The 19,041-nt window shown below is 57.3% G+C and carries 21 protein-coding genes; 18 read left to right on the top strand and 3 right to left on the bottom strand.

Annotated features, from left to right (window positions below):
• Window positions 1-6: 6 nt before the first annotated feature.
• Window positions 7-477, bottom strand: coding sequence for a CYTH domain-containing protein (locus tag BLS30_RS09300; protein WP_090228249.1), 471 nt, complete (start codon window positions 475-477; stop codon window positions 7-9).
• A gap of 620 nt (window positions 478-1,097) precedes the next feature.
• Between BLS30_RS09300 and BLS30_RS09295 the strand changes: the two genes are divergently transcribed.
• From BLS30_RS09295 to napH, 11 genes are all read left to right on the top strand, one after another.
• The gene (locus BLS30_RS09295) at window positions 1,098-1,952 is read left to right on the top strand and encodes a sulfite exporter TauE/SafE family protein (protein WP_090228247.1); all 855 of its coding nucleotides are present in this window, start codon (window positions 1,098-1,100) and stop codon (window positions 1,950-1,952) included.
• Between the two features lie 52 nt (window positions 1,953-2,004).
• Window positions 2,005-3,237: a methylamine dehydrogenase (amicyanin) large subunit gene (gene mauB / locus BLS30_RS09290; protein ID WP_090228244.1), complete on the top strand. Its 1,233-nt coding sequence runs from the start codon at window positions 2,005-2,007 to the stop codon at window positions 3,235-3,237.
• Between the two features lie 14 nt (window positions 3,238-3,251).
• A complete protein-coding gene (locus tag BLS30_RS09285; RefSeq protein WP_046479411.1) occupies window positions 3,252-3,803 on the top strand; it encodes a MauE/DoxX family redox-associated membrane protein in 552 nt (183 codons plus the stop codon).
• 14 nt (window positions 3,804-3,817) lie between these two features.
• The gene (mauD, locus tag BLS30_RS09280) at window positions 3,818-4,456 is read left to right on the top strand and encodes a methylamine dehydrogenase accessory protein MauD (RefSeq protein ID WP_046479412.1); all 639 of its coding nucleotides are present in this window, start codon (window positions 3,818-3,820) and stop codon (window positions 4,454-4,456) included.
• A 38-nt stretch (window positions 4,457-4,494) separates the two neighbouring features.
• Window positions 4,495-5,046 (top strand): methylamine dehydrogenase (amicyanin) small subunit, encoded by a 552-nt coding sequence (gene mauA, locus BLS30_RS09275; RefSeq protein ID WP_046479413.1) that lies wholly within the window; start codon window positions 4,495-4,497, stop codon window positions 5,044-5,046.
• Window positions 5,047-5,120: 74 nt separating this feature from the next.
• The gene (locus BLS30_RS09270; RefSeq protein ID WP_076605426.1) at window positions 5,121-5,480 is read left to right on the top strand and encodes a cupredoxin domain-containing protein; all 360 of its coding nucleotides are present in this window, start codon (window positions 5,121-5,123) and stop codon (window positions 5,478-5,480) included.
• A 26-nt stretch (window positions 5,481-5,506) separates the two neighbouring features.
• Window positions 5,507-6,427 carry a methylamine utilization protein MauJ gene (locus BLS30_RS09265; protein WP_090228242.1) on the top strand — a complete coding sequence of 307 codons (921 nt, stop codon included), beginning with the start codon at window positions 5,507-5,509 and terminating at the stop codon, window positions 6,425-6,427.
• Between the two features lie 54 nt (window positions 6,428-6,481).
• Window positions 6,482-7,540 (top strand): tryptophan tryptophylquinone biosynthesis enzyme MauG, encoded by a 1,059-nt coding sequence (mauG, locus tag BLS30_RS09260; RefSeq protein ID WP_170832443.1) that lies wholly within the window; start codon window positions 6,482-6,484, stop codon window positions 7,538-7,540.
• A gap of 26 nt (window positions 7,541-7,566) precedes the next feature.
• Window positions 7,567-7,911, top strand: a complete 345-nt coding sequence (locus tag BLS30_RS09255) for a cupredoxin domain-containing protein (RefSeq protein WP_046479415.1) — start codon at window positions 7,567-7,569, stop codon at window positions 7,909-7,911.
• A gap of 53 nt (window positions 7,912-7,964) precedes the next feature.
• Window positions 7,965-8,648, top strand: a complete 684-nt coding sequence (gene napG / locus BLS30_RS09250) for a ferredoxin-type protein NapG (protein ID WP_090228239.1) — start codon at window positions 7,965-7,967, stop codon at window positions 8,646-8,648.
• The gene (napH, locus tag BLS30_RS09245; RefSeq protein WP_090228236.1) at window positions 8,648-9,535 is read left to right on the top strand and encodes a quinol dehydrogenase ferredoxin subunit NapH; all 888 of its coding nucleotides are present in this window, start codon (window positions 8,648-8,650) and stop codon (window positions 9,533-9,535) included. Before napG ends, napH begins: the two co-directional genes overlap by 1 nt.
• Window positions 9,536-9,591: 56 nt before the next feature.
• Here the strand turns inward: napH and BLS30_RS09240 are convergent, their stop codons facing one another.
• Window positions 9,592-9,888: a hypothetical protein gene (locus tag BLS30_RS09240; protein WP_046479418.1), complete on the bottom strand. Its 297-nt coding sequence runs from the start codon at window positions 9,886-9,888 to the stop codon at window positions 9,592-9,594.
• Between the two features lie 373 nt (window positions 9,889-10,261).
• Here BLS30_RS09240 and BLS30_RS09235 point away from each other — a divergent pair, with 373 nt between their 5' ends.
• Window positions 10,262-10,630 carry a DUF2946 family protein gene (locus tag BLS30_RS09235; protein WP_076605354.1) on the top strand — a complete coding sequence of 123 codons (369 nt, stop codon included), beginning with the start codon at window positions 10,262-10,264 and terminating at the stop codon, window positions 10,628-10,630.
• Between the two features lie 173 nt (window positions 10,631-10,803).
• A complete protein-coding gene (locus tag BLS30_RS09230) occupies window positions 10,804-13,035 on the top strand; it encodes a TonB-dependent receptor (protein ID WP_090228233.1) in 2,232 nt (743 codons plus the stop codon).
• A gap of 185 nt (window positions 13,036-13,220) precedes the next feature.
• On the opposite strand, the gene BLS30_RS09225 is transcribed toward BLS30_RS09230, so the two are convergent.
• Window positions 13,221-14,798: a winged helix-turn-helix domain-containing protein gene (locus tag BLS30_RS09225; protein WP_090228592.1), complete on the bottom strand. Its 1,578-nt coding sequence runs from the start codon at window positions 14,796-14,798 to the stop codon at window positions 13,221-13,223.
• Between the two features lie 204 nt (window positions 14,799-15,002).
• Between BLS30_RS09225 and BLS30_RS09220 the strand changes: the two genes are divergently transcribed.
• The 5 genes from BLS30_RS09220 to BLS30_RS09200 all read left to right on the top strand — a co-directional run bounded on the left by BLS30_RS09220 (window position 15,003) and on the right by BLS30_RS09200 (window position 19,004).
• Window positions 15,003-15,758 carry an SDR family oxidoreductase gene (locus tag BLS30_RS09220; protein ID WP_090228231.1) on the top strand — a complete coding sequence of 252 codons (756 nt, stop codon included), beginning with the start codon at window positions 15,003-15,005 and terminating at the stop codon, window positions 15,756-15,758.
• A 57-nt stretch (window positions 15,759-15,815) separates the two neighbouring features.
• Window positions 15,816-16,244 (top strand): hypothetical protein, encoded by a 429-nt coding sequence (locus tag BLS30_RS09215; protein ID WP_046479423.1) that lies wholly within the window; start codon window positions 15,816-15,818, stop codon window positions 16,242-16,244.
• On the top strand, window positions 16,244-16,996 hold the full coding sequence (locus BLS30_RS09210) for an SDR family NAD(P)-dependent oxidoreductase (RefSeq protein WP_046479424.1): 753 nt from the start codon (window positions 16,244-16,246) through the stop codon (window positions 16,994-16,996). The genes BLS30_RS09215 and BLS30_RS09210 overlap by 1 nt, the downstream gene beginning before the upstream one ends.
• Before the next feature lie 43 nt (window positions 16,997-17,039).
• Window positions 17,040-17,939 carry an AraC family transcriptional regulator gene (locus BLS30_RS09205; RefSeq protein ID WP_244512402.1) on the top strand — a complete coding sequence of 300 codons (900 nt, stop codon included), beginning with the start codon at window positions 17,040-17,042 and terminating at the stop codon, window positions 17,937-17,939.
• 129 nt (window positions 17,940-18,068) lie between these two features.
• Complete coding sequence (locus BLS30_RS09200; protein WP_090228226.1) at window positions 18,069-19,004, top strand: MBL fold metallo-hydrolase; 936 nt, start codon at window positions 18,069-18,071, stop codon at window positions 19,002-19,004.
• Window positions 19,005-19,041 lie beyond the last annotated feature (37 nt).

Here is a 19,041-nt window from a genome sequence, read left to right as displayed (position 1 = left end):
CGCTTGTCAGGACCATTGTGAAAATGGAACCCGGGCGAGTTCAGAATTATAGAACCGCCGATCGAAGGTCACTTCTTCACCTAGCCAAGCGGGATGCTCAAATGGCTGGTCGGCGTGTTCCAGCTCTATCTCGGCCAGCACGAGGCCAGCATTCTCTCCTTCGAACACATCGATTTCCCAGGCAAGATTTCCTGCAGGTACAATGTGTCGGGTTTTGACAACGACTGATCCTGTCCGCGCTTGCAGAAGTTCCTCGGCATCAGCAAGCGGAATGGGATATTCGAATTCCTGGCGTGTATGCCCTGGTGTGGCGGTTTTGATCGTCAACGTCGCCGTCGTGGCATCCTTGATGCGTACACGCAGTGAGATTTGTTCCGTGTCGGCTAGGTAGGCTTGGCGAATGTGTTTCTTTGCCGAGGCAAGTGGTTTCCACTCTTCGTTTGCAACGCGATACTTGCGCTCGATCTCTAACGCCATGTGGCCTCGTTTCAGAGCAAAGTCAGTAGAAGCTCAGGGCTCAGTATATTCTAACGGATCAGAACCTCACTCCCACTCTTGCGCTACCTGAATGAGATTCAAAATTGTCACTGCCGAAGCCGCTATCGGATCATCCTCGTCGAACATATTTAGGCCAACTGCCAACTATGACTCCGCCATTGGATGTTGCGCGTGATCCGATGTGGTGTTGGCTCTTGCTACAAAGAGGACGTTTTATCGGCATACCCTCGCCGAAGTGAAATAACGCGCGGATGACGTCGGTAAGTGCGTGCAGGGTCGATCCACTGATTTTGGGCGATGTCAGTCGTCGGATTCAATGGTCTTGCTGCCTTGCGTTCCCGCAGAAACCTTTGACTACATGAGCGTGGGAAAGGTGCTCATGGCAGGATAAAATGCGCAGATCTCCCCCAGTAACTCCCGATCAATCCTTGTGCGCAGAATGCCTATTTCTTGAGCGAGTTGCATTTTTATGCATCATTTTTATGTATTAATTTTCCTGTGGGTGCTTGAAGTTTCCTCTGACTGATGCTTATAGTCGCGGCCAGTGAACTGTAGGGAAACTGCAGTCATTGGTAGGAAACATCTAAAGGGGGCACGCCATGTCCACCTACGCATCTCTTTCCAAAGAGGCACAAGCATCTGCTGTTGCTACAGAAGGTGTTCCTGATTGCGTCTCGTTCGCAGCACCGCAGTCGCGCAGCTCACGCGCCGTTCTTATGGCTCTCAGCGCTGCGATTGGTGTCGCTGTCGGTCTGGGCGGTTCTCACTTTTTCCCGGAAACACAGATTGCAATCTGGCTTGTTGCGGGTGTGGCCCTGATGGGTGGTCTGCTGTCTACGTGGTCACCTTGCGGCTATTCCAGTCTCACCTTGTTGCGGCCGCGAGGTCATGAATACTCGTTGCGGTCTGTTGTTGGTTATGTGCCGACGCTTGTCCTGCATGGTTTGGGTTATGCATTTGGTGCTGTTGTGCTTGGTGGTGTCTTGGCTGGCATCGGCTACGTGCTAGGCCTTGATAACTACGTAACGACTGGAGCTGTTGTTCTTGCGGTTGTTGCTGTGCTTTACGGCGCGCACCAATTCGGATTTCTGCGTGTGCCTTATCCGCAGCGCCGTGCGCAAGTTCCGCATGATGCGCGTCAGCGGTTTCCGATTGAAGCGATTGGATTGCTCTACGGCGTATCTTTGGGGCTCAACTACCTGACGTATGTCCAGACGCCTATCCTTTATCTCGTGACCGCTCTTGCGGCTTTAAGCGGAAACGTGACAACGGCAATCGCATTGTTTGCGATCTTCAATCTTGGTCGCTTTCTACCAATGCTAATCAATCTGCTTCCCGTTACGGATCGATCGGTCACTGCATGGCTTGCCCGCAGGCAGGAGGCAGCTGCGACCTTTGATGGCGCACTGTTGGTCGGCTCTGGCGCGGCGATCCTGGCGATGTACCTCGCCTAAGCCTTCCGCCCTTCAACGCAACCAGAACAATCGTGGCCTCATGGAGGAAACAATGACGCACGTCCACTCTACACCGGAATTATTGGCAAAGTATCGCGCGGCCCTTTTGGGCGGTGTGGCGAGTCTCAGCCTCTTGGTCGCTGGTGCAGCCTATGCGCAGCAGGGCCCGTCCGGAGCCGAAGTTCCTAAGCACCTTGATGAAAAAGCGACGTCTCAACTCGAGGACGACCCGCAGATCCTAAGTGCTTCCACCCCGGATTCACGCCGCATTTATATCACGGATCCCGCTCACTTCGCGGTTGCGACCCAGACGTTCACCATTGACGGCAATGAAGGCAAGGTTCTCAGTATCACTGACGGTGGCTTTCTAGCCAATCCTTTCGCTGCAACGGATGGCAGCTATTTCGGGCTTGCCAGTACTGTTTACTCGCGCGTTTCGCACGGCAAGCGGGATGACTACATCGAGGTTTACGACGCGAAGACGCACGACGTAATCGCTGACATCGATATTCCGGAAAGCCGGTTTCTCGTCGGTACGTATCCGTGGATGACGACAGTTACGCCGGACAACAAGTCGCTGCTCTTCTATCAATTCACGCCGTCGCCACAGGTCGGTCTCGTCGACATCGAGAACAAGAAGTTCGTCCGCATGCTTGACGTGCCGGATTGCTATCACATCTTCCCGACGTCAAACGATACGTTCTTCATGCATTGCCGCAATGGCAGCATGGCGAAGATCACCTTCGACAAGGATGGCAAGGTTGACGTTAAGCAAACAGAGGCCTTCCACAGCGAGAGCGAATATCTGATCAACACGCCGGCCTTTTCCATGAAGGCGGGACAGATTGCCTGGCCGACTTACGAAGGCAAGATCTTCATGATCGACGTCTCTTCGGGTGAGGCAAAGTTCGGAAAACATTTTGATGTTTTTTCGGACGAGGAAAAGGCCGACAACTGGCGTACGGGCGGGTGGTTGCCTGTCGCTTATCATCGTAACTCCGGGCAAGTCTATCTGCTTGCCGACCAGCGGGCGAAGTGGACGCACAAGTATTCTAGCCAGTTCGTGTTTGTCCACGACGCGAAGACAGGCAAGCGCATTCGCAAAATCGAACTTGGTCGAGACATCGATTCGATCGCTGTAAGCCAGGACGACAAGCCTCAGCTCTATGCGCTCTCGACCGGGGAAAAAACCCTCTACATCCTCGACGCTGAGACTGGCAAAGAACTGCACAAGGTTCCAGAACTTGGCCACGGTCCACAAGTGATCGTCGCTCACGATAACTGAGCGAGGAACAAGCCATGTGGCTTTGGTCAGATCCACTCGTAACGATCTTCGTTCGGTCGTTTCTGGCTCTTCTGTTTGCGGGCGCAGCTTACTCAAAGCTGCGCCACCAGGAAGAGTTCTATGGGGTGGTGCGCAATTTCCGGCTGATGCCGGATTGGTTGGCCTACCCCTTCGCTATGATTCTGCCGTGGCTGGAACTTGCAGTTGCGGTCGGGCTGGTGGTCGATCGTGCGATGCCGGTGGCCGCCGTGGCGGCGAGTTCACTTCTCATCGTCTTTGCACTCGCGATCGCCATCAATGTGGCACGCGGCCGGAAGGCTATCGACTGCGGATGTTTCCGTACGGGTTACAGGCAGAACCTTAGCTGGCTTCTCGTTCTCCGCAACGTGTTGCTGGCAGGTGCAGGTCTGATCCTCGTGTTGGCTCCACAGGCGGTCAGAACTGCGACCGTTGTCGACTTTATGAGCGGTGTCTTGGCTGCGCTCGTCGCCATGACTCTCTATTTCACGTCCGGACTTCTCACCGGTGTGGCGAACACCGCGCGGAACAACGGCCACCTTGTCTAGAAAGGATGAACGCAATGGCGATCGAGTTCCTGATTGCGTCTAATATTTTGCTTTGGCTCGCGCTCATTGGCGGAGCGGTCGTTCTGCTCGGAGTAACGCGCCAGGTCGGGATTTTGCACGAGAGATCAGCTCCGTTGGGAGCCATGATCACGGACCATGGTCCCGACATTGGCGACAGTGCGCCGACCTTTGATGTGTTCGACTATTACGGGAAGGCTCTTCGCATCGGAGGCCCCGAAGCCCGTGGTAGAGAGACGCTTCTCATGTTCACGGCTCCAACCTGCCCGATCTGCGACAAGCTTCTGCCGATCATTAAATCGGTGGCGCGCGATGAGAAGGTTTCGGTTTTGCTGATCAGTGACGGCCAGCCGGAGGACCACGCGCGCTTCCTGAAGAACCACGACGTCGGAGATATTCCCTACATCGTTTCTCCGGAAGTCGGCATGCGCTTTCAGGTCGGCAAGATCCCTTATGGCGTTGTCTTAGATCAACACGGAAAGATCCGCGCGAAGGGGCTGACGAATACGCGCGAACATCTTGAGAGCCTGCTCGAAGGTGCACGGTCCGGTCACCATTCGCTCCAGGACTACATGAGCAAGCAAGGCATCAATGCACTGAATGCCAACGGTAGCGGCATTCACGTCGAGCACTAAACGCCACGACATAGCGATAAGTGGAGGAGGAATACCCCATGTTGGAGAAGACGAAGTTCGATCAAGTTTTTGAAAGCCTCTCGCGTACTATCGCGGGGCGCACGAGCCGCCGCGGCTTTATCGGAAAAGTTGGCACCGCCCTTGCCGGTGTTGCTCTCGTTCCGTTGCTTCCAGTCGACCGTCGCGGACGCGTGAGCCGGAGCGCCCACGCCGCTTCCGGAACGCGCGAAGGTTGGAAGCCGCAGGATAACGACCCGTCACAGTGCGACTACTGGCGCCACTGCTCGATCGACGGCAACATTTGCGATTGCTGCGGCGGCTCGCTGACGAACTGCCCTCCGGGCACCAAGCTTTCCCCGAGTTCGTGGGTGGCAAGCTGCTACAACCCAGGTGACAAGCAAAGCTACCTGATCGCTTACCGCGATTGTTGCGGCAAGAACGTGTGCGGCCGTTGCGGCTGTCTGAACACGGAAGGCGAGTTGCCGGTTTACCGTCCGGAATTCGCGAACGACATCATTTGGTGCTTCGGTGCCGAAGACGACGCGATGACCTATCACTGCACGATTTCGCCAATCGTTGGTAAGGCGTGATTTCATTGTCGGCGGCAGCATTTGTTGCTGCCGCCGACACAGGCACACTGGGAAAGCAAGGAAACGAACTGCGTATGAGATTTCTCTCAATTATTGTTGGAACGCTTCTTCTCACAACACCATTGCACGCTGCTGATCGGCTGGAGCATGTGGACCCTGCCGCTGCTTCAGGGCAGGTGGTTACCGTGCATATCGATAAAATGAAATACGACCCGAAAGAGCTGGTCATTGCCAAGGGAACGACCGTCATTTGGACCAATGACGATGCCATGCCGCATAATGTGCATTTCGGCAAAGGCGATCCAAAGAACGAAGTTAAAGGCGACATGCTACGCGCCGGACAGTCCTACGCATTGAAATTCAATGAGGCTGGCGAATTTCCCTATATCTGCACGCCGCACCCATTCATGAAGGCGACAGTGAAGGTTGAATAAGGCGCTTCAAAAGCTGAGGTAAAGGTATGTGGATCCCGTACGGTTTGCTCGGGCCATTAAAGGCTGAAAGTGCTCCGGAAACGGTTCGGAATTCCGCCGAAGATACGAATGAGCGTGAATTTCTCGTTGGCTTCTTTGTGCGAAATCCAGTTACGCAGGTTTGGGAAGTCGACATTCTGTTGAATAACGGAACGCACAGCGAGACGCTGAATTTGCATGGGCGCCCAGCCGTCATGAATCTCTTTCCGAACGATGCTGGGAAGCTTGACGAGATCCTATACCGCATTGAGGCGTGTAGCGCCCAGCAAGCCGTAGACGCGTGTTATGCGCACGTAACCACGCAATTGGCATCGTGGGCCTTGAGACTTGGACGCGGCATGGCGGTGGCCGGCTGGCGTGTCGCAGATCTGAAACATGAGACGCGTTGGCGCTGCGTGCCGTTTCGTCCAAGTGCACTGGAACTCAAGCAGCCAACTCTGGACCAGGTTCCCGATACGCATCGTCATCTTCTCCACCTTTATGGCGAAGTGCGGAACGCGACGTCTCCCGCTTGGCGGTTGCTGAACGCAATGACGATCCTAAGAGCGTGGCGGGATCGCGCCGAGCCGTTCGGGTCGACAGATCAACGTGCTTCTGAAGTTGGGCAGTCGCGGCGAGAGCATCTCGTGACCTTTGAGACGCTTATGCATAGTGGCGCGGGATCGAGCGCGTCCGACCTGCGAGACAAACCGCTTGCCGAACTCGTTCAACGTCTTGAGCCGGTATGTCGAAAAGTCATTCGCGCGCTTGAAGGCGAGCGCGACGCTTACAGCGTCCCGACACGTGTAGAAGCGGCTCAATTGGCCGAATTCGCCAACCTAGCAGATGCTTGTGCCCGTGAGGTGCTTACTGGGGAACTGACGCTTCTTCAAGCGACTGAAGAAGCTAAACGCTTGGAACATGTGTGAGTCGAAAAGGGAGATGTCAAAGCTTTGACTAAGACTTCGCAGAGGGTTGGTCGCATGATCCGACGGGGCGCGCAGATGTCGCTGTCTCTGGCCGCGATCGCGTTCGCTGCAGTTTCCGGTCTGGCCGAGGCTGGCGGAATCACAATCTCTACAGCAGCCGGCGATAAGATCATAACGCTGGAGGCGTTGAAGGAACGCTATGAGCGGCCCGATGCGATCCCGTTTCCAAATAATAATCCCTACACGGAAGATAAGGAGAAGCTCGGTAAGAAGCTGTTCTTCGATCCGCGGTTGTCGCGATCGCAAATCGTGTCGTGTGCAACTTGCCACAACCCGAGTTTAGGATGGTCCGACGGGCTCCCCAAAGGCGTCGGTCACGGTATGGAGCCATTGGAACGGCGCTCCCCGCCGGTGTTGAATCTCGCCTGGGCCCTAAGCCTCATGTGGGATGGGCGGGCGCATTCGCTTGAGCAACAAGCGCTGATGCCGATTACGGCTCCCCAAGAAATGAATATGACGATGGATGATGTCGTCGATCGGCTGCGCATGGTCCCCGGTTACCGAGAGTTATTTTCGGAGGCGTTCGGCGAAACTGATTCCATCAATGCCAAAAATATCGTCGCGGCGCTTGCAACGTACGAACGGACGTTGGTTTCTCATAAGGCCCCGTTTGATTTATGGGTCGAGGGTGACGAGGATGCGATCTCGGCAGAGGCAAAACGTGGTTTCGTGACGTTCAATACGAAGGCCCGTTGCAGCGCGTGTCATGCCGGCTGGCGGTTTACCGACGATAGTTTTCACAACATCGGTCTTGAAACGGACGACGTCGGTCGTGGCAAGTTTACTCCGCCAAGTGTTGCCATCATGAAGTACGCGTTTAAAACGCCATCCCTGCGAGATCTCCGTATGCAAGGGCCATATATGCATGACGGCTCGATGGCCGATCTTGATGAAGTCTTGGAACACTATGTGAAGGGTGGCCGTAAGAGCCCCAACCTCTCGCCGGAGATGCGGCCGGTGAAGCTTTCCAAAACGGAACAGAGCGATTTGATCGCGTTTCTTGAGACACTACGTGGCCCTTCGGTAAAGCCGCAGCTTCCGGACTTGCCATGATGATGAGTGAATGGAGAAGGTCGTCAATGGACCAAATTAGGCGCGTGATCATTGCGCTGGCTGCTGTTCTGGTTTGGGCGTTGGTGCCCAATGCCGTTCAGGCTGAAGAGCATGAGCTTGTTATAACGCACATGGAAATTGCCGAAACGAACATTCGGCCGAAAGTGGGAGATACGGTGAAGTTCATCAATCAAGCCGATATCGCTCACAATCTTTATCTCACTTATGAAGATGGCACGGTCCAAAATTTGGATACTCAGTTTCCCGGCATGTCAAAAACCGCAAAAATTGAAAGAAGCGGAAAGGTCGTTGTCCGCTGTTGGATTCATCCGGTGATCCGGATGGAATTCGACGCTGCGGATGCCGACTGAAACTGACGTGCTTTGTTTGAGGTGATCGACAAACGTTTGAACGGAGGGTTGGCATGGCAGACCCGGAAGGAAAAACGAACAAGCCGAAGGAAATTTCTCGTCGAGAGATGATTGTCGGCGCCTCCAAGGTCGCGGGTGTTGGATGTCTGGCGGCCGTTGCGCTTGCAAAGTATGTGGATACTGCTCGGGCACGAGACGCGCAGGCTCTGCGTCCGCCGGGAGCTCTCCCAGAGGAAGAGTTCCTTGCCGCGTGCGTGCGCTGTGGGCTTTGCGTTCGTGCTTGTCCGTATGACACGCTTCATCTCGCTACGCTTGGTGACATGGCGCCAGTTGGGACGCCGTACTTCGTGGCGCGGGAGACCCCGTGCTTCATGTGTCCCGATGTGCCGTGTGCAAAGGCTTGCCCCACCGGTGCGCTGGACCGCGATATCGGAAACATTCGTGAGGCGGACATGGGCGTGGCCGTTCTGGTCGATCATGAGAACTGTCTCAATTATCGTGGGATGCATTGCAGCATCTGTCACCGTGTTTGTCCGATTCTGAATGAGGCCATTACGCTTGAGCCGCAGGTGATCCGCGGACGCAAGATGGTGATCCCTGTCGTGCACTCAGACAAATGTACAGGGTGCGGGACATGCGAGAAGCAATGCGTATTAAAGGAAGCCGCGATCCGCGTATTGCCGCGTAAGCTCGGCCTTGGAGCGCCAGGCAGAAACCCTGCGGGGCGTACATCGTAATGGGGTTCACGCTGACGAGCGAGGGCCGCAGAGAGGGGGCTGCAGCAAAAGGTTGGCTACGTGCGCACAAGTGGTGGTTGTTGCGCAGGCTGTGCCAAGTTTCCGTGTTAGGCATCTTCATGATTGGGCCCATGGCCGGCGTCTGGATCATGCGAGGTAATTTCGCTTCCAGCGAGCTTCTTGGCACGGTGCCACTGGCTGATCCTTACATCTTTGTACAGTCGTTGGTGGCCGGTAATCCGCCGATTGCCATTGCGGTGATTGGCGCGGCTCTCATCACGGCTCTTTACCTGGTCGTTGGTGGGCGGGCTTACTGCGGCTGGGTGTGTCCGGTGAATGTCGTAACTGACAGTGCTTTCTGGCTCAGAGAAAAGCTTGGGATTACGCGGGACCGCAAATTGGACCGGCGAACGCGCGTTTGGATCTTGCTCGCGTCTTTGGTCACATCGTTTGCAACCGGAACGATCGCGTGGGAGTTCGTCAATCCCGTATCGATATTGCAACGTGGGCTGATCTTCGGGATTGGCGCGGGATGGGGCATTGTCGTTGCCGTGTTCTTGCTCGATCTATTTGTGACACGGCGTGGATGGTGCAGCCATTTGTGCCCCGTCGGAGCCTTTTATGGCGTCATTGGTCGGGGCAGTCTGGTCCGCGTCGCGGCCGCGCGGCGTGAGGATTGCACAAACTGCGGAAAGTGTTTCAACGTTTGCACAGAACCCCACGTCATTACGCCGGCGCTAAAAGGTAATGGTACGCGTCTCATTCTTTCGGGAGACTGCGTCAATTGTGGAAGCTGTATCGATTCCTGTCCGGTTGATGTTTTCGAAATGACTCAAAGGTTTCGGACTTGGCCCGTCGATCCGCCTGCCGCAGATCGCGTATCATGACGGCTCCGAATATTCTCTGACTGTAGGTTCGTGGTCTGCACGCATTGATGACGTGTTCATTGTCGACATGATACGAGACGCCGATAAGCCAGCCGGATGCTCAGTGCCGCGCTTCCCAGGATGCCGAGTATCAAGAGGGTCGCGCCAACGGGGAGCGACGGACCAAACTCGCGAAGGATGCCGTCCTCATCGATTGCTACGAAGCGATTGCCCAGATAGAGCAGCCCAAGTGCGGTTGTGAGGAGAAGGGCCACGGTGCCCCAAGCCATACGGTTTTCTGCTGATTTCCGAAACGTGTGAAAGAAAGTCCAGAGAAGAAGCCCGATACTCAGTAACAGAAGTCCGGTGTTCATTAAGCTGTCCCGCTTGATGGTTTCGCGATGTTTTCTCAGCCGCTATCGATCACCAACAGGCTTCGTGTTTGCGGCGCATCCGCAATCTGCCGACGTACTTTGTTGGAACTCTGTCGACTGTCACGGATCCGTTTCGTCCGCGATCTGCGCTTTAGGTTTGCGCGCAGAAACCATTCCACGTTTGGAGAGCCATTGAAGGTGTTTCTCGCGCTTCTCGATTAAGCGAAACGAAGCATGCGGCTTTTATGAAGTCACGGGCCTGAAAATATGAGTCACAAGTACGTCACAGTCGGGGGACAATTGTTCAGGCAGCTCCCTGATAATGTTGCCTTTGTGATGCCCGTAACTTAACGCTACGGACAGGGGGAATTCCGTGCCTAGTGGTGTCGTCGCTTATTTTATTATCCTAGCCGTTGTCCTACGCAGTTTGGTTGCGCCGGGCTTTATGCTGGGCGCGACGCCGGACTCTGATAGCCTTACTGTCGTTATCTGTACGGAACACGGTGCTGTCGACATTCAGGTCGGCGGCGATGGGCTCCCAACAAAATCCGATGAAGGGGTTGGTGAGCACTCGAAGTGTCCGTACGCGGCTTCAACGATTGTCGCCCTTCTTCCTCCTCTTCTTATCGCTGAACCGGCGCGCTCTGCGCCTCAGCTAAGGATTGCTCCCAACGCATCCTATACAGCGCCGTCATCGCGACCGGAATTGCCGGCTCCCGCGCGCGGTCCTCCCCTCGCTTAAACTTTCCTTGCGGATTCTGCGTCCGTGCGTGTTCGTCGGTAGTCGTCATGACTGTCGAACCAGAACGCTGACCTTGCAACGAACACCATCGCTGGGCGCGCGGCCGCATGTCTGATGCGGACGGCGAGCACGGTTGTGCGTGGTCATGACTGACATCTCATCGAGTTTCACCAATGCGACTAAGAAAAAACATTCGGGCGCTCTGGGCGACGTCTGCGGCGGTAGCCGTTGTTGTCGGACCTAGCGGCGCGCTTGGACAGCAACAATCTGCACCTGCACAGTTGCCGGAGATTACGGTCGAAACGACTGGAACGCCGACCCCAAAAAAGGCTTCGAGTGCTCAGCTCACGTCTTCACCATCACCTGCCCAAATGGAGGCGATGCCAACCCATTCATCGCCGCCACCGACGCAGCCGTTCGCGCGCCAGCAATCTGTCATGCCGCAGCAATTTTTGAGCAGCAATGACAGTGCGCGTTTGTTCCAAAGCGTACCCGGCATGAGCTTTCAAACTGGAGGCGGTGTATCGGCGCTGCCGTATTTGAACGGGTTTGGAGACGATCGGCTGAAGGTTGTCGTCAATGGCATGACGCTGACGTCGTCCTGCGGCAACCACATGAATCCGGCGCTGTCGTATATCGACGCGACTGCGGTCGATAAGATCTCGGTCGTGGCGGGCGTGACGCCCGTAAGCATGGGGGGCGACAGTCTGGGCGGCACCATCGCGGTCGATTCCGCTGCGCCCTTATTCGCCACTTCCGGTGAAGGTGCGATTGCGGGCGGTCGTCTTTCCGCTTTTTACCGCAGCAACGGTAATGGCTTTGGCGCGACGGCGCATGCTTATGCCGCTACCGAAGACGTGAGCATCGCTTACACAGGGTCGACGACCCGCGCCAGCAACTACGAAGACGGCAGCGGCAGGGAAGTCTATTCCTCGCTCTATAAGGCAACCAATCACCTGCTCAGTGCCGCAGGTCGGTCGGGCAACAATCAGTTCGGTGTCGATTTCGGATGGCAGTCGATCCCCTATCAGGGCTTCGTCAATCAGTACATGGACATGACCGACAACAAGAGCTTTTCTGTCAATGCCCATTACAAAGGACAATTCGACTGGGGCTTTTTAGAAGGCCGGGTTTATCGCCAATCCATTCGCCATTCCATGAATATGCTCGAAGACAAAGCGAGTCTGGGCTGGGATATGCCGATGGAAACGCGCGGGAGCGACACGGGTTATGCCTTCAAGGCCGGGCTGCAGCTGACCGAGGCGACACAGCTCCGGGTTGGTCACGAGTATCACCGCTATCGGCTTGACGACTGGTGGCCTCCTCTTGCGGGTGCAGCCCCGATGATGGGCCCCAATACCTACTGGAACATCAACGATGGTAAGCGGGATCGAACTTCCGTATTCGGTGAGCTGGAGACCGACTGGTCATCGGCCTGGACGACGCTTGTCGGTGTACGCCTCGATCGCGTCGTATCCGACACCGGGCCCGTGCAGGGCTACAGCCCCATGATGATGTACGCTGCGGATGCCAACGCGTTTAACTCGCTTGACCGTAAACGGACAGATACCAATGTCGATGTCACGGCGACCGCGCGCTACGAGCCGGCTGCTACGCATGCCTTCGAGTTCGGAGCGGCCCGCAAAACGCGTTCTCCCAATCTCTACGAGCGTTACGCTTGGTCGAACGCGACTATGGCCGGGACTATGGTCAACTGGTTTGGCGATCTCAATGCCTATGTCGGCAATCCTGATCTCAAGCCGGAGATTGCCCATAGCGCGCGCGCCAGTGCCGAATGGCACGATGCGGCGCATCGTGATTGGCATTTCAAAGTCAGCGGATATCTGACTTACGTGGATGATTACATCAACGTGGAGACGAATACGATCGGGGGTGCGCCGCCACCAGGACGCACGAAGCTGCGGTTCGTCAATCATGATGCGCGGCTCGCAGGTGTCGATATCGAGGCCTCGAAGGCGCTCGGCTATGCCTGGGGCGATTGGCGGGTCAGTGGCGTCTTCAGCTATGTCGCGGGACGCGATCTCGACGCGGACACCTACCTCTACAACATCATGCCTGCGAATGTGCGTGTGGCGCTGACCCATACTCTTGGGAACTGGTCAAACACCGTCGAACTGCAGGGCGTGGCGGCGAAGAACAACGTCGATGTTGTCCGTCTCGAGCCACGCACGAGTGCGTATGCGCTCGTAAATTGGCGCAGCAGTTACGCAATGGACAACGTCCGGTTCGACTTCGGCATCGATAACGTGTTCGACACGGACTACGAGCTACCTTTGGGCGGGCTCAGCGCCTACGTTTACAACCGAGATGCGGCAAACCTCGACCATGCCCGCGTGCATGGTCCTGGGCGTTCCTTCAACGTTGGAATGACTGTCGACTTCTGATCCATGTTTTCAAGATTGCTCGGGTCTCAGGACCCGGGCAATTCTGCAAGCGGAACAATAAGTGTGAAACCGTTTCCGTCTCAGGTAACGAACATGTTCAGTAGCGATCCCGATGTCTTGGAATTCCTCAGTAATCACTGGAACTCTGGTCGGCTCGATCTCACGCAAGGTCGACGGGGGGCCGTTCACTCCGCGAGTCCAGCTTTCCGCAGGCCATCGGCAAATATCGAAAGATGCTCAGGGCGGCTGATCGGGAGCCAGTCCCTGATATTTGAAATGCGCAACCCCGGATCGAGTCTCCGCAGCTCTTCGATTGCACGTCTTGCGTCTTCTTGGCGGCCGTTGAGCGCTCGGGTCGCTGCAATCAACGCCACGACCATGAGGAAGCTTGGCAGATTGCTGTATGATCGTTCTGCCCACGTAGACGCCGTCCCGATGCGACCGGCAAATAAATGCGCCATCGCGATCCCCGCCTGCATGCGATAGAGCTCTGGGTCGACAGGGCTCAGGCGCATAGCTCGCTCGAAGTGCTCGATTGCGTCCTCGCATTCACCGTGCCAAATCCGTAGGAAGCCGCCGAGAAACCAGGCTGAGGCAAGATTAGGGTTTAGGAATACGGCCCTGTCGAGAAGTGCAATGCCACTGTCGAGATCGCCGGTCAGATGCGCGAGTGCATGGCCACCTCGCGTGAGGGCTACAGCATCGTCCCTGCCCAATTCGACGGCGCGGCGTGCGAGGCGTTCTCCCTCGGCGATTTCCCGGGCGCGATCATCTGTCCAACCGTTGATCTTGCGCCAGAAGTAGGACCAGGCAGCCATGGCGTGACCGGCCGCGAAATCGGGGTCGAGCTCGATACTTCTCTGGAAAAGTGACAAGGCTTCTTCGATGGCCTCTTGTGTGCCCCGATGCATGTGCGCGATTCCGCGCAGGTAGCAGTCGTAGGCGTTCAGACTGGCCGTAGGTTTGTTCTTCGCACGCTCGATTTCGGCCAATTCCACTTGTGGAGCGATCGCGCCGGCAACACTCGCTGCGATCTCATCCTGCAGCTTGAAGATGTCTTCGAGCCGTCCTTCGAAACGCTCAGCCCAGAGGTGTACGCCGGTTGAAGCCTCGACAAGCTGTCCTGTAATGCGGATGCGATCGGAAGCTTTGCGCAAACTGCCTTCCAGCACGTAGCCGACGCCGAGTTCTTGGCCTACCTGTTTCAGGTCGACGGTTCGGTCCTGGTACGTGAAGCTTGAATTGCGAGCAATTACGAACAGCCAGCGCACGCGCGACAGTGCGGTGATGATCTCCTCTACCACACCATCAGCGAAGTAGGCCTGCTCGGGGTCTCCGCTCAAATTCTGAAACGGCAGTATTGCAATGGACGGCCTGCTCGGAAGGAGCGGGGCAGGACGGGAGACGTTCGTCGTCGGGTGAATAGCTTCGTTCGCGATCTGCTCAGCTACTTGAGCCTCGGTCACGTCGCCCACGAAGCGGAAGCCTTTTCGTGGGAGGGTGCGAACGAGGTGCTGCTTCTCGCCGCTGTCGCCAATGGCCTTGCGAACGGCATTGATATGGCTGGTGAGCGTCGATTCCGAAACGATGCGTCCGCCCCACACCGCCTCGATTATGCGATCCTTGCTCACCACATGATCGCGGTTCTGAATGAGGTAGAGCAGAAGATCGAAGACTTGTGGTCCAACGCCGACTGACTGGGCAGCCCGCGTAAGCTCTCGGCGCTCTGGGTCGAGGGTACAGTCTGAGAACAAGAATTGCACGTATAACTCCGCCAGGAGTCCAACCGGAGAGTGTCGGTCAAAGTACATAACATAATACGGTGTCTGGCTGGGTTTTGGACGTATTTCCAGGGTAAACTAAAGGGTATTTGAAGGTCGCTGCAAAGCCTTTCTGCGGCATTCACGGCACTCTCCATGCAGTAGCGACGTCCTCGCGGTGCGACGTCGGATTCTTGGAGATGTGTCATGAAAATCGTCGTGATCGGGGGGACTGGCCTCATTGGATCAAAGGTCGTCGGACTTTTGCGTGGCAAGGGGCACGATGTCCTGCCTGCGTCTCCGAACACAGGCGTAAACACCATCACACGGGAGGGGCTGGCAGAAGCGCTTTCCGGTGCAAGCGTCGTCGTCGACGTGGCCAACTCGCCATCATTCGAGGACCAAGCTGTGCTGGAGTTCTTCGAGACCGCAGGCCGCAATCTGCTCGCCGCGGAGACGGCAGCAGGCGTTAGCCATCACGTGGCGCTCTCTGTTGTGGGCGCCGATCACCTTTCCGACAGCGGCTACATGCGGGCCAAGGTTATGCAGGAGAAGCTCATTCGTGGGTCGACGATCCCGTATACGATCGTCCGCTCGACCCAGTTCTTCGAGTTTGTCGGGGCGATTACGCAATCGGCTTCGGATGGTACGACGATCCGGCTGTCGCCGGCGCTTCTTCAGCCCATAGCCTCGGATGACGTTGCAACAGCGCTGGCCGCGGTTGCAACGGGCGAACCGGTCTGCGGCATCGTGGAACTGGCAGGGCCCGAGAAGATTCCGCTCGACGCTCTGGTGAGGTCTTACTTGGCGGCAACGGGCGACCGCCGCCAAGTAATTGCCGACATCCGCGCCCGCTATTTCGGCGCTGAGCTCGACGACAGGTCGCTTACGCCTGGCGCACATCCGATGTTAGGCGCGATCCGCTTCGAGGAGTGGCTACTCCGTCCGTCGGGGCGGGGCTGATCTCGTTCGCGTCTCGCAGCCCAATAGCCAGCGGCTTTCCATCGCCAAGAGGCAACTATGCTTAAGACAACCTGTATCTCAGCATCTGTCGTACTTGGGATAGCCACCATCGCTAACGGCACGTTTATGCTGATCTATCCCGAGCGCTGGTACCTTGAGGTGCCTGGAGTGACCACGACCGGCCCCTTCAATCAACACTTCGTCCGCGACATTGGACTGATCTTTCTCCTCGTGGGTGGCTCGTTCCTGCTCGGTGCCGCTCGGTCGCGTCTTAGGGTTGTTTTCTGGGCTGCTCCGTCGCTCTGGCTCGCAGGGCACGCGCTCTTTCACTTTTGGGAAGTGGCTGTCGGCATCTGTGGTCCATCGGCTCTTGCGCGTGACTTTCTGGCGGTGACGCTGCCGGCAGTCATTGGACTCTGCCTCACAGTGTGGGCGATGGCTGAAGCCCGCAACGAAACGTTCGCGACCCTCGGCACGGTGGCGTGATGGGTACACTCGCGGGAAAGGTTGTGATCGTAACCGGTGGAAGCTCCGGCATCGGTCGGGCAGCTGCTCTCGGATTTGCAGCACAAGGCGCAAACGTATTGATCACGGGGCGTCGTAATGGGCCTGTCGCGGAGGTCGCAGCGGCTCACAGCAACATCACAGGCTTTGTTGCCGACGTGGCCCGGCCGGAAGACGCCACCCGCACCGCCGCGCGCGCGACAAACTTGTGGGGCCGCCTTGATGTGCTGGTAAATAATGCGGGTGCTGGAGCCATTCTTCCCTTGGCTGAGGCCACAGCGGATCAGATCGCGAGCATCTTCTCGGTCAATGTGGTCGGGCCCAGTCTTCTGGCCGCCGCCGCGCTCCCCTATCTCGCGCAAAGCAATGGCGCGATTATTAACATCTCAAGCACGTTCGGACACAAAGCGGCTGCCGACCTTTCTCATTACGCGGCTAGCAAGGCAGCCTTGGAGCATCTCACGCGATGCTGGGCTCTCGAACTTGCGCCTCAGGGTATCCGCGTCAATGCTATTGCGGCTGGGCCGACCGAATCGAACGCCCTGACCGGCATGATGGGGCTGTCTCCTGAAGCTGCCGCAGCCATAGAAGCGCAGGAGCGCGAGCACATTCCCCTCAAGCGTCGCGGTGTGCCTGACGATGTGGCGCGTTGGATCGTTTTCCTTGCCGGGCTGCACGCGGAGTGGGTGACAGGTCAGGTCTTCGCCGTCGATGGCGGGCTAAGCGTGACCTGACAATCCCGCCGCAGTTTGAAGCCACCACATGGGGAGGTGTACCATGATCGACGGCGAGGAGGACCAGCGGCGCCGACCCGCCGATGCCGAAATGGCTCGCGTTTTGAAGACTAAGCCACTTAACCTTGTTTCTGGGTCTGACCCGTCCAGCGGTGGAATTGCCCATTGGAAGCATGGTGCCTTGCACGACGTTGTTCAACCGATGGCCGATCATGTGATCATGACGTACATCGACACCATGCAACCCTTGGAGCGACGGACAGGTCGAAGCATCGCGACCGGTGTGGCACGCCCGGGTGTCGTTACGATCATCCCTTCAGGCACAAGTGCGCGATGGGACATCGCAGGTGCCGTCAATGTCGTGCAACTCTATCTTCCTCAAGAAACGATCGAGCGTGTCTCTGCTGAAGCCGACAATGTATCTCCGGCCGAGCTTATGGAGCGGACTGGCCATCTCGACCCGATTACGTCGCGTCTGCTCACCACGGCGGCAGAAGCGCTTGATGGTAACACCACGCTGGACACGATGTTCCGCCAGCAACTGACAGATCTACTGGCAACCCGGTTGTTAGCAGCGCATGCCGGGATTCCGGTTGCACCTCAGCTGGTAACAGGCGGACTGCCTCCGAGAATTCTGCGCCGCGCATTAGAGCGTCTTCGCTCGGAGAGCGACGCAGATGTCTCGTTGGCCGCTTTGGCCGCAGACGCCGGGTTGTCGCGCTTTCATTTCTGCCGTGCATTCAAGGAAAGTACCGGGATGCCGCCGCATGTCTGGCTCCGGCAGTATCGGCTGGAGCAGGCAAAGGCAATGTTGCGTGATCCATCCATGTCGGTCATCGCGGTCGCCGTGGCGCTCGGGTATGCGTCCCAGACGGCTTTCGCAGCGGCATTCAAGAAGCTCACCGGGCTATCTCCCAGAGAATTTCGGCGCCAGGCGAGTTGACAGCAATTGCTCTTCAATCGCCGCAATCGCTCTGGCGCAGCATCTGAGGCGTTTCGCTAAACCATCGGCATGCCCACACACGCGGGGCGAAACGAACTGGTTCAGCGAGATAGCCGAAGGAGAGCTGCAATGTTGAAAGTCGTCACGAACCCAAGAGACACCGCCACACGCTCCGGCGGATCGGCGCCGAGCGAACTGGTTCCGTCGCGCTACGCAGTGCAGGTGGGCGAAATCGAAGTACTGGTGATCAGCGATGGCGTGCTACCGCTCCCAACAAAAATGTTGGGACACAACGCCGACCCGTCCGCGCGGGCAGCTTGGATGGCCGACATGTTCCTGCCGCCGGATGCATTCGACTGGTCGCTGAACGTGGTCGTGGTGCGCAGCGGTGCGCAGACCATTCTCATTGACGCGGGGCTCGGGTTGGACCCGGATTTGAACCTGCCGCGCGCCGGGCAGTTGATCAAGCGACTGGAGGCTGCCGGCATCGATCTAGGCTCCGTGACCGACGTGATTCTGACCCACATGCACATGGATCACATCGGTGGGCTGCTCATCGATGGGGTAAAGGACCGGCTGAGTCCGGACTTGCGGATCCACGTTGCGGCTGCCGAAATCAAGTTCTGGCAGGCGCCCGATTTTACTCGCGCCTCCATGCCGGCGGGATTCCCGGACGCGCTTCGCGCCACTGCCAAGCGGTTCGTGAATGCGTACCACACCCATCTGCGGCCCTTTGAGGAGACGTACGAGGTGGCGCCAGGTGTGGTGGTCTATCGAACCGGTGGCCACACGCCTGGGCATAGCGTGGTTCGTGTGGCGTCCGGCGGCGAAGCGCTGACGTTCGCGGGTGATGCCGTGTTCGCGGTCGGATTCGACCACCCCGATTGGCACAACGGTTTTGAACACGACCCCGAGGAGGCGGAGCGCGTTCGGGTCCGCCTTCTGCGGGGGCTGGCCGAGACCGGCGAGATGCTGGTGGCTACTCACCTCCCGTTCCCATCCGTCGGCAGGGTGGCGATCGACGGCGACGCCTTTCGTTGGGTACCGGTCTTCTGGGACTACTGACCGCGGGATGACCGCATCCACTCGACCAAGTGGTCGA

This window comes from Filomicrobium insigne (assembly GCF_900104305.1).
GTDB lineage: Bacteria > Pseudomonadota > Alphaproteobacteria > Rhizobiales > Hyphomicrobiaceae > Filomicrobium > Filomicrobium insigne.
This window is presented reverse-complemented; position numbering and strand designations above follow the sequence as displayed.

Coding starts and splice junctions, on each gene's coding strand:
- BLS30_RS09300 (WP_090228249.1), bottom strand. CDS start 477: ATGGCGTTAGAGATCGAGCGCAAGTATCGCGTTGCAAACGAAGAGTGG.
- BLS30_RS09295 (WP_090228247.1), top strand. CDS start 1,098: ATGTCCACCTACGCATCTCTTTCCAAAGAGGCACAAGCATCTGCTGTT.
- mauB (WP_090228244.1), top strand. CDS start 2,005: ATGACGCACGTCCACTCTACACCGGAATTATTGGCAAAGTATCGCGCG.
- BLS30_RS09285 (WP_046479411.1), top strand. CDS start 3,252: ATGTGGCTTTGGTCAGATCCACTCGTAACGATCTTCGTTCGGTCGTTT.
- mauD (WP_046479412.1), top strand. CDS start 3,818: ATGGCGATCGAGTTCCTGATTGCGTCTAATATTTTGCTTTGGCTCGCG.
- mauA (WP_046479413.1), top strand. CDS start 4,495: ATGTTGGAGAAGACGAAGTTCGATCAAGTTTTTGAAAGCCTCTCGCGT.
- BLS30_RS09270 (WP_076605426.1), top strand. CDS start 5,121: ATGAGATTTCTCTCAATTATTGTTGGAACGCTTCTTCTCACAACACCA.
- BLS30_RS09265 (WP_090228242.1), top strand. CDS start 5,507: ATGTGGATCCCGTACGGTTTGCTCGGGCCATTAAAGGCTGAAAGTGCT.
- mauG (WP_170832443.1), top strand. CDS start 6,482: ATGATCCGACGGGGCGCGCAGATGTCGCTGTCTCTGGCCGCGATCGCG.
- BLS30_RS09255 (WP_046479415.1), top strand. CDS start 7,567: ATGGACCAAATTAGGCGCGTGATCATTGCGCTGGCTGCTGTTCTGGTT.
- napG (WP_090228239.1), top strand. CDS start 7,965: ATGGCAGACCCGGAAGGAAAAACGAACAAGCCGAAGGAAATTTCTCGT.
- napH (WP_090228236.1), top strand. CDS start 8,648: ATGGGGTTCACGCTGACGAGCGAGGGCCGCAGAGAGGGGGCTGCAGCA.
- BLS30_RS09240 (WP_046479418.1), bottom strand. CDS start 9,888: ATGAACACCGGACTTCTGTTACTGAGTATCGGGCTTCTTCTCTGGACT.
- BLS30_RS09230 (WP_090228233.1), top strand. CDS start 10,804: ATGCGACTAAGAAAAAACATTCGGGCGCTCTGGGCGACGTCTGCGGCG.
- BLS30_RS09220 (WP_090228231.1), top strand. CDS start 15,003: ATGAAAATCGTCGTGATCGGGGGGACTGGCCTCATTGGATCAAAGGTC.
- BLS30_RS09215 (WP_046479423.1), top strand. CDS start 15,816: ATGCTTAAGACAACCTGTATCTCAGCATCTGTCGTACTTGGGATAGCC.
- BLS30_RS09210 (WP_046479424.1), top strand. CDS start 16,244: ATGGGTACACTCGCGGGAAAGGTTGTGATCGTAACCGGTGGAAGCTCC.
- BLS30_RS09205 (WP_244512402.1), top strand. CDS start 17,040: ATGATCGACGGCGAGGAGGACCAGCGGCGCCGACCCGCCGATGCCGAA.
- BLS30_RS09200 (WP_090228226.1), top strand. CDS start 18,069: ATGTTGAAAGTCGTCACGAACCCAAGAGACACCGCCACACGCTCCGGC.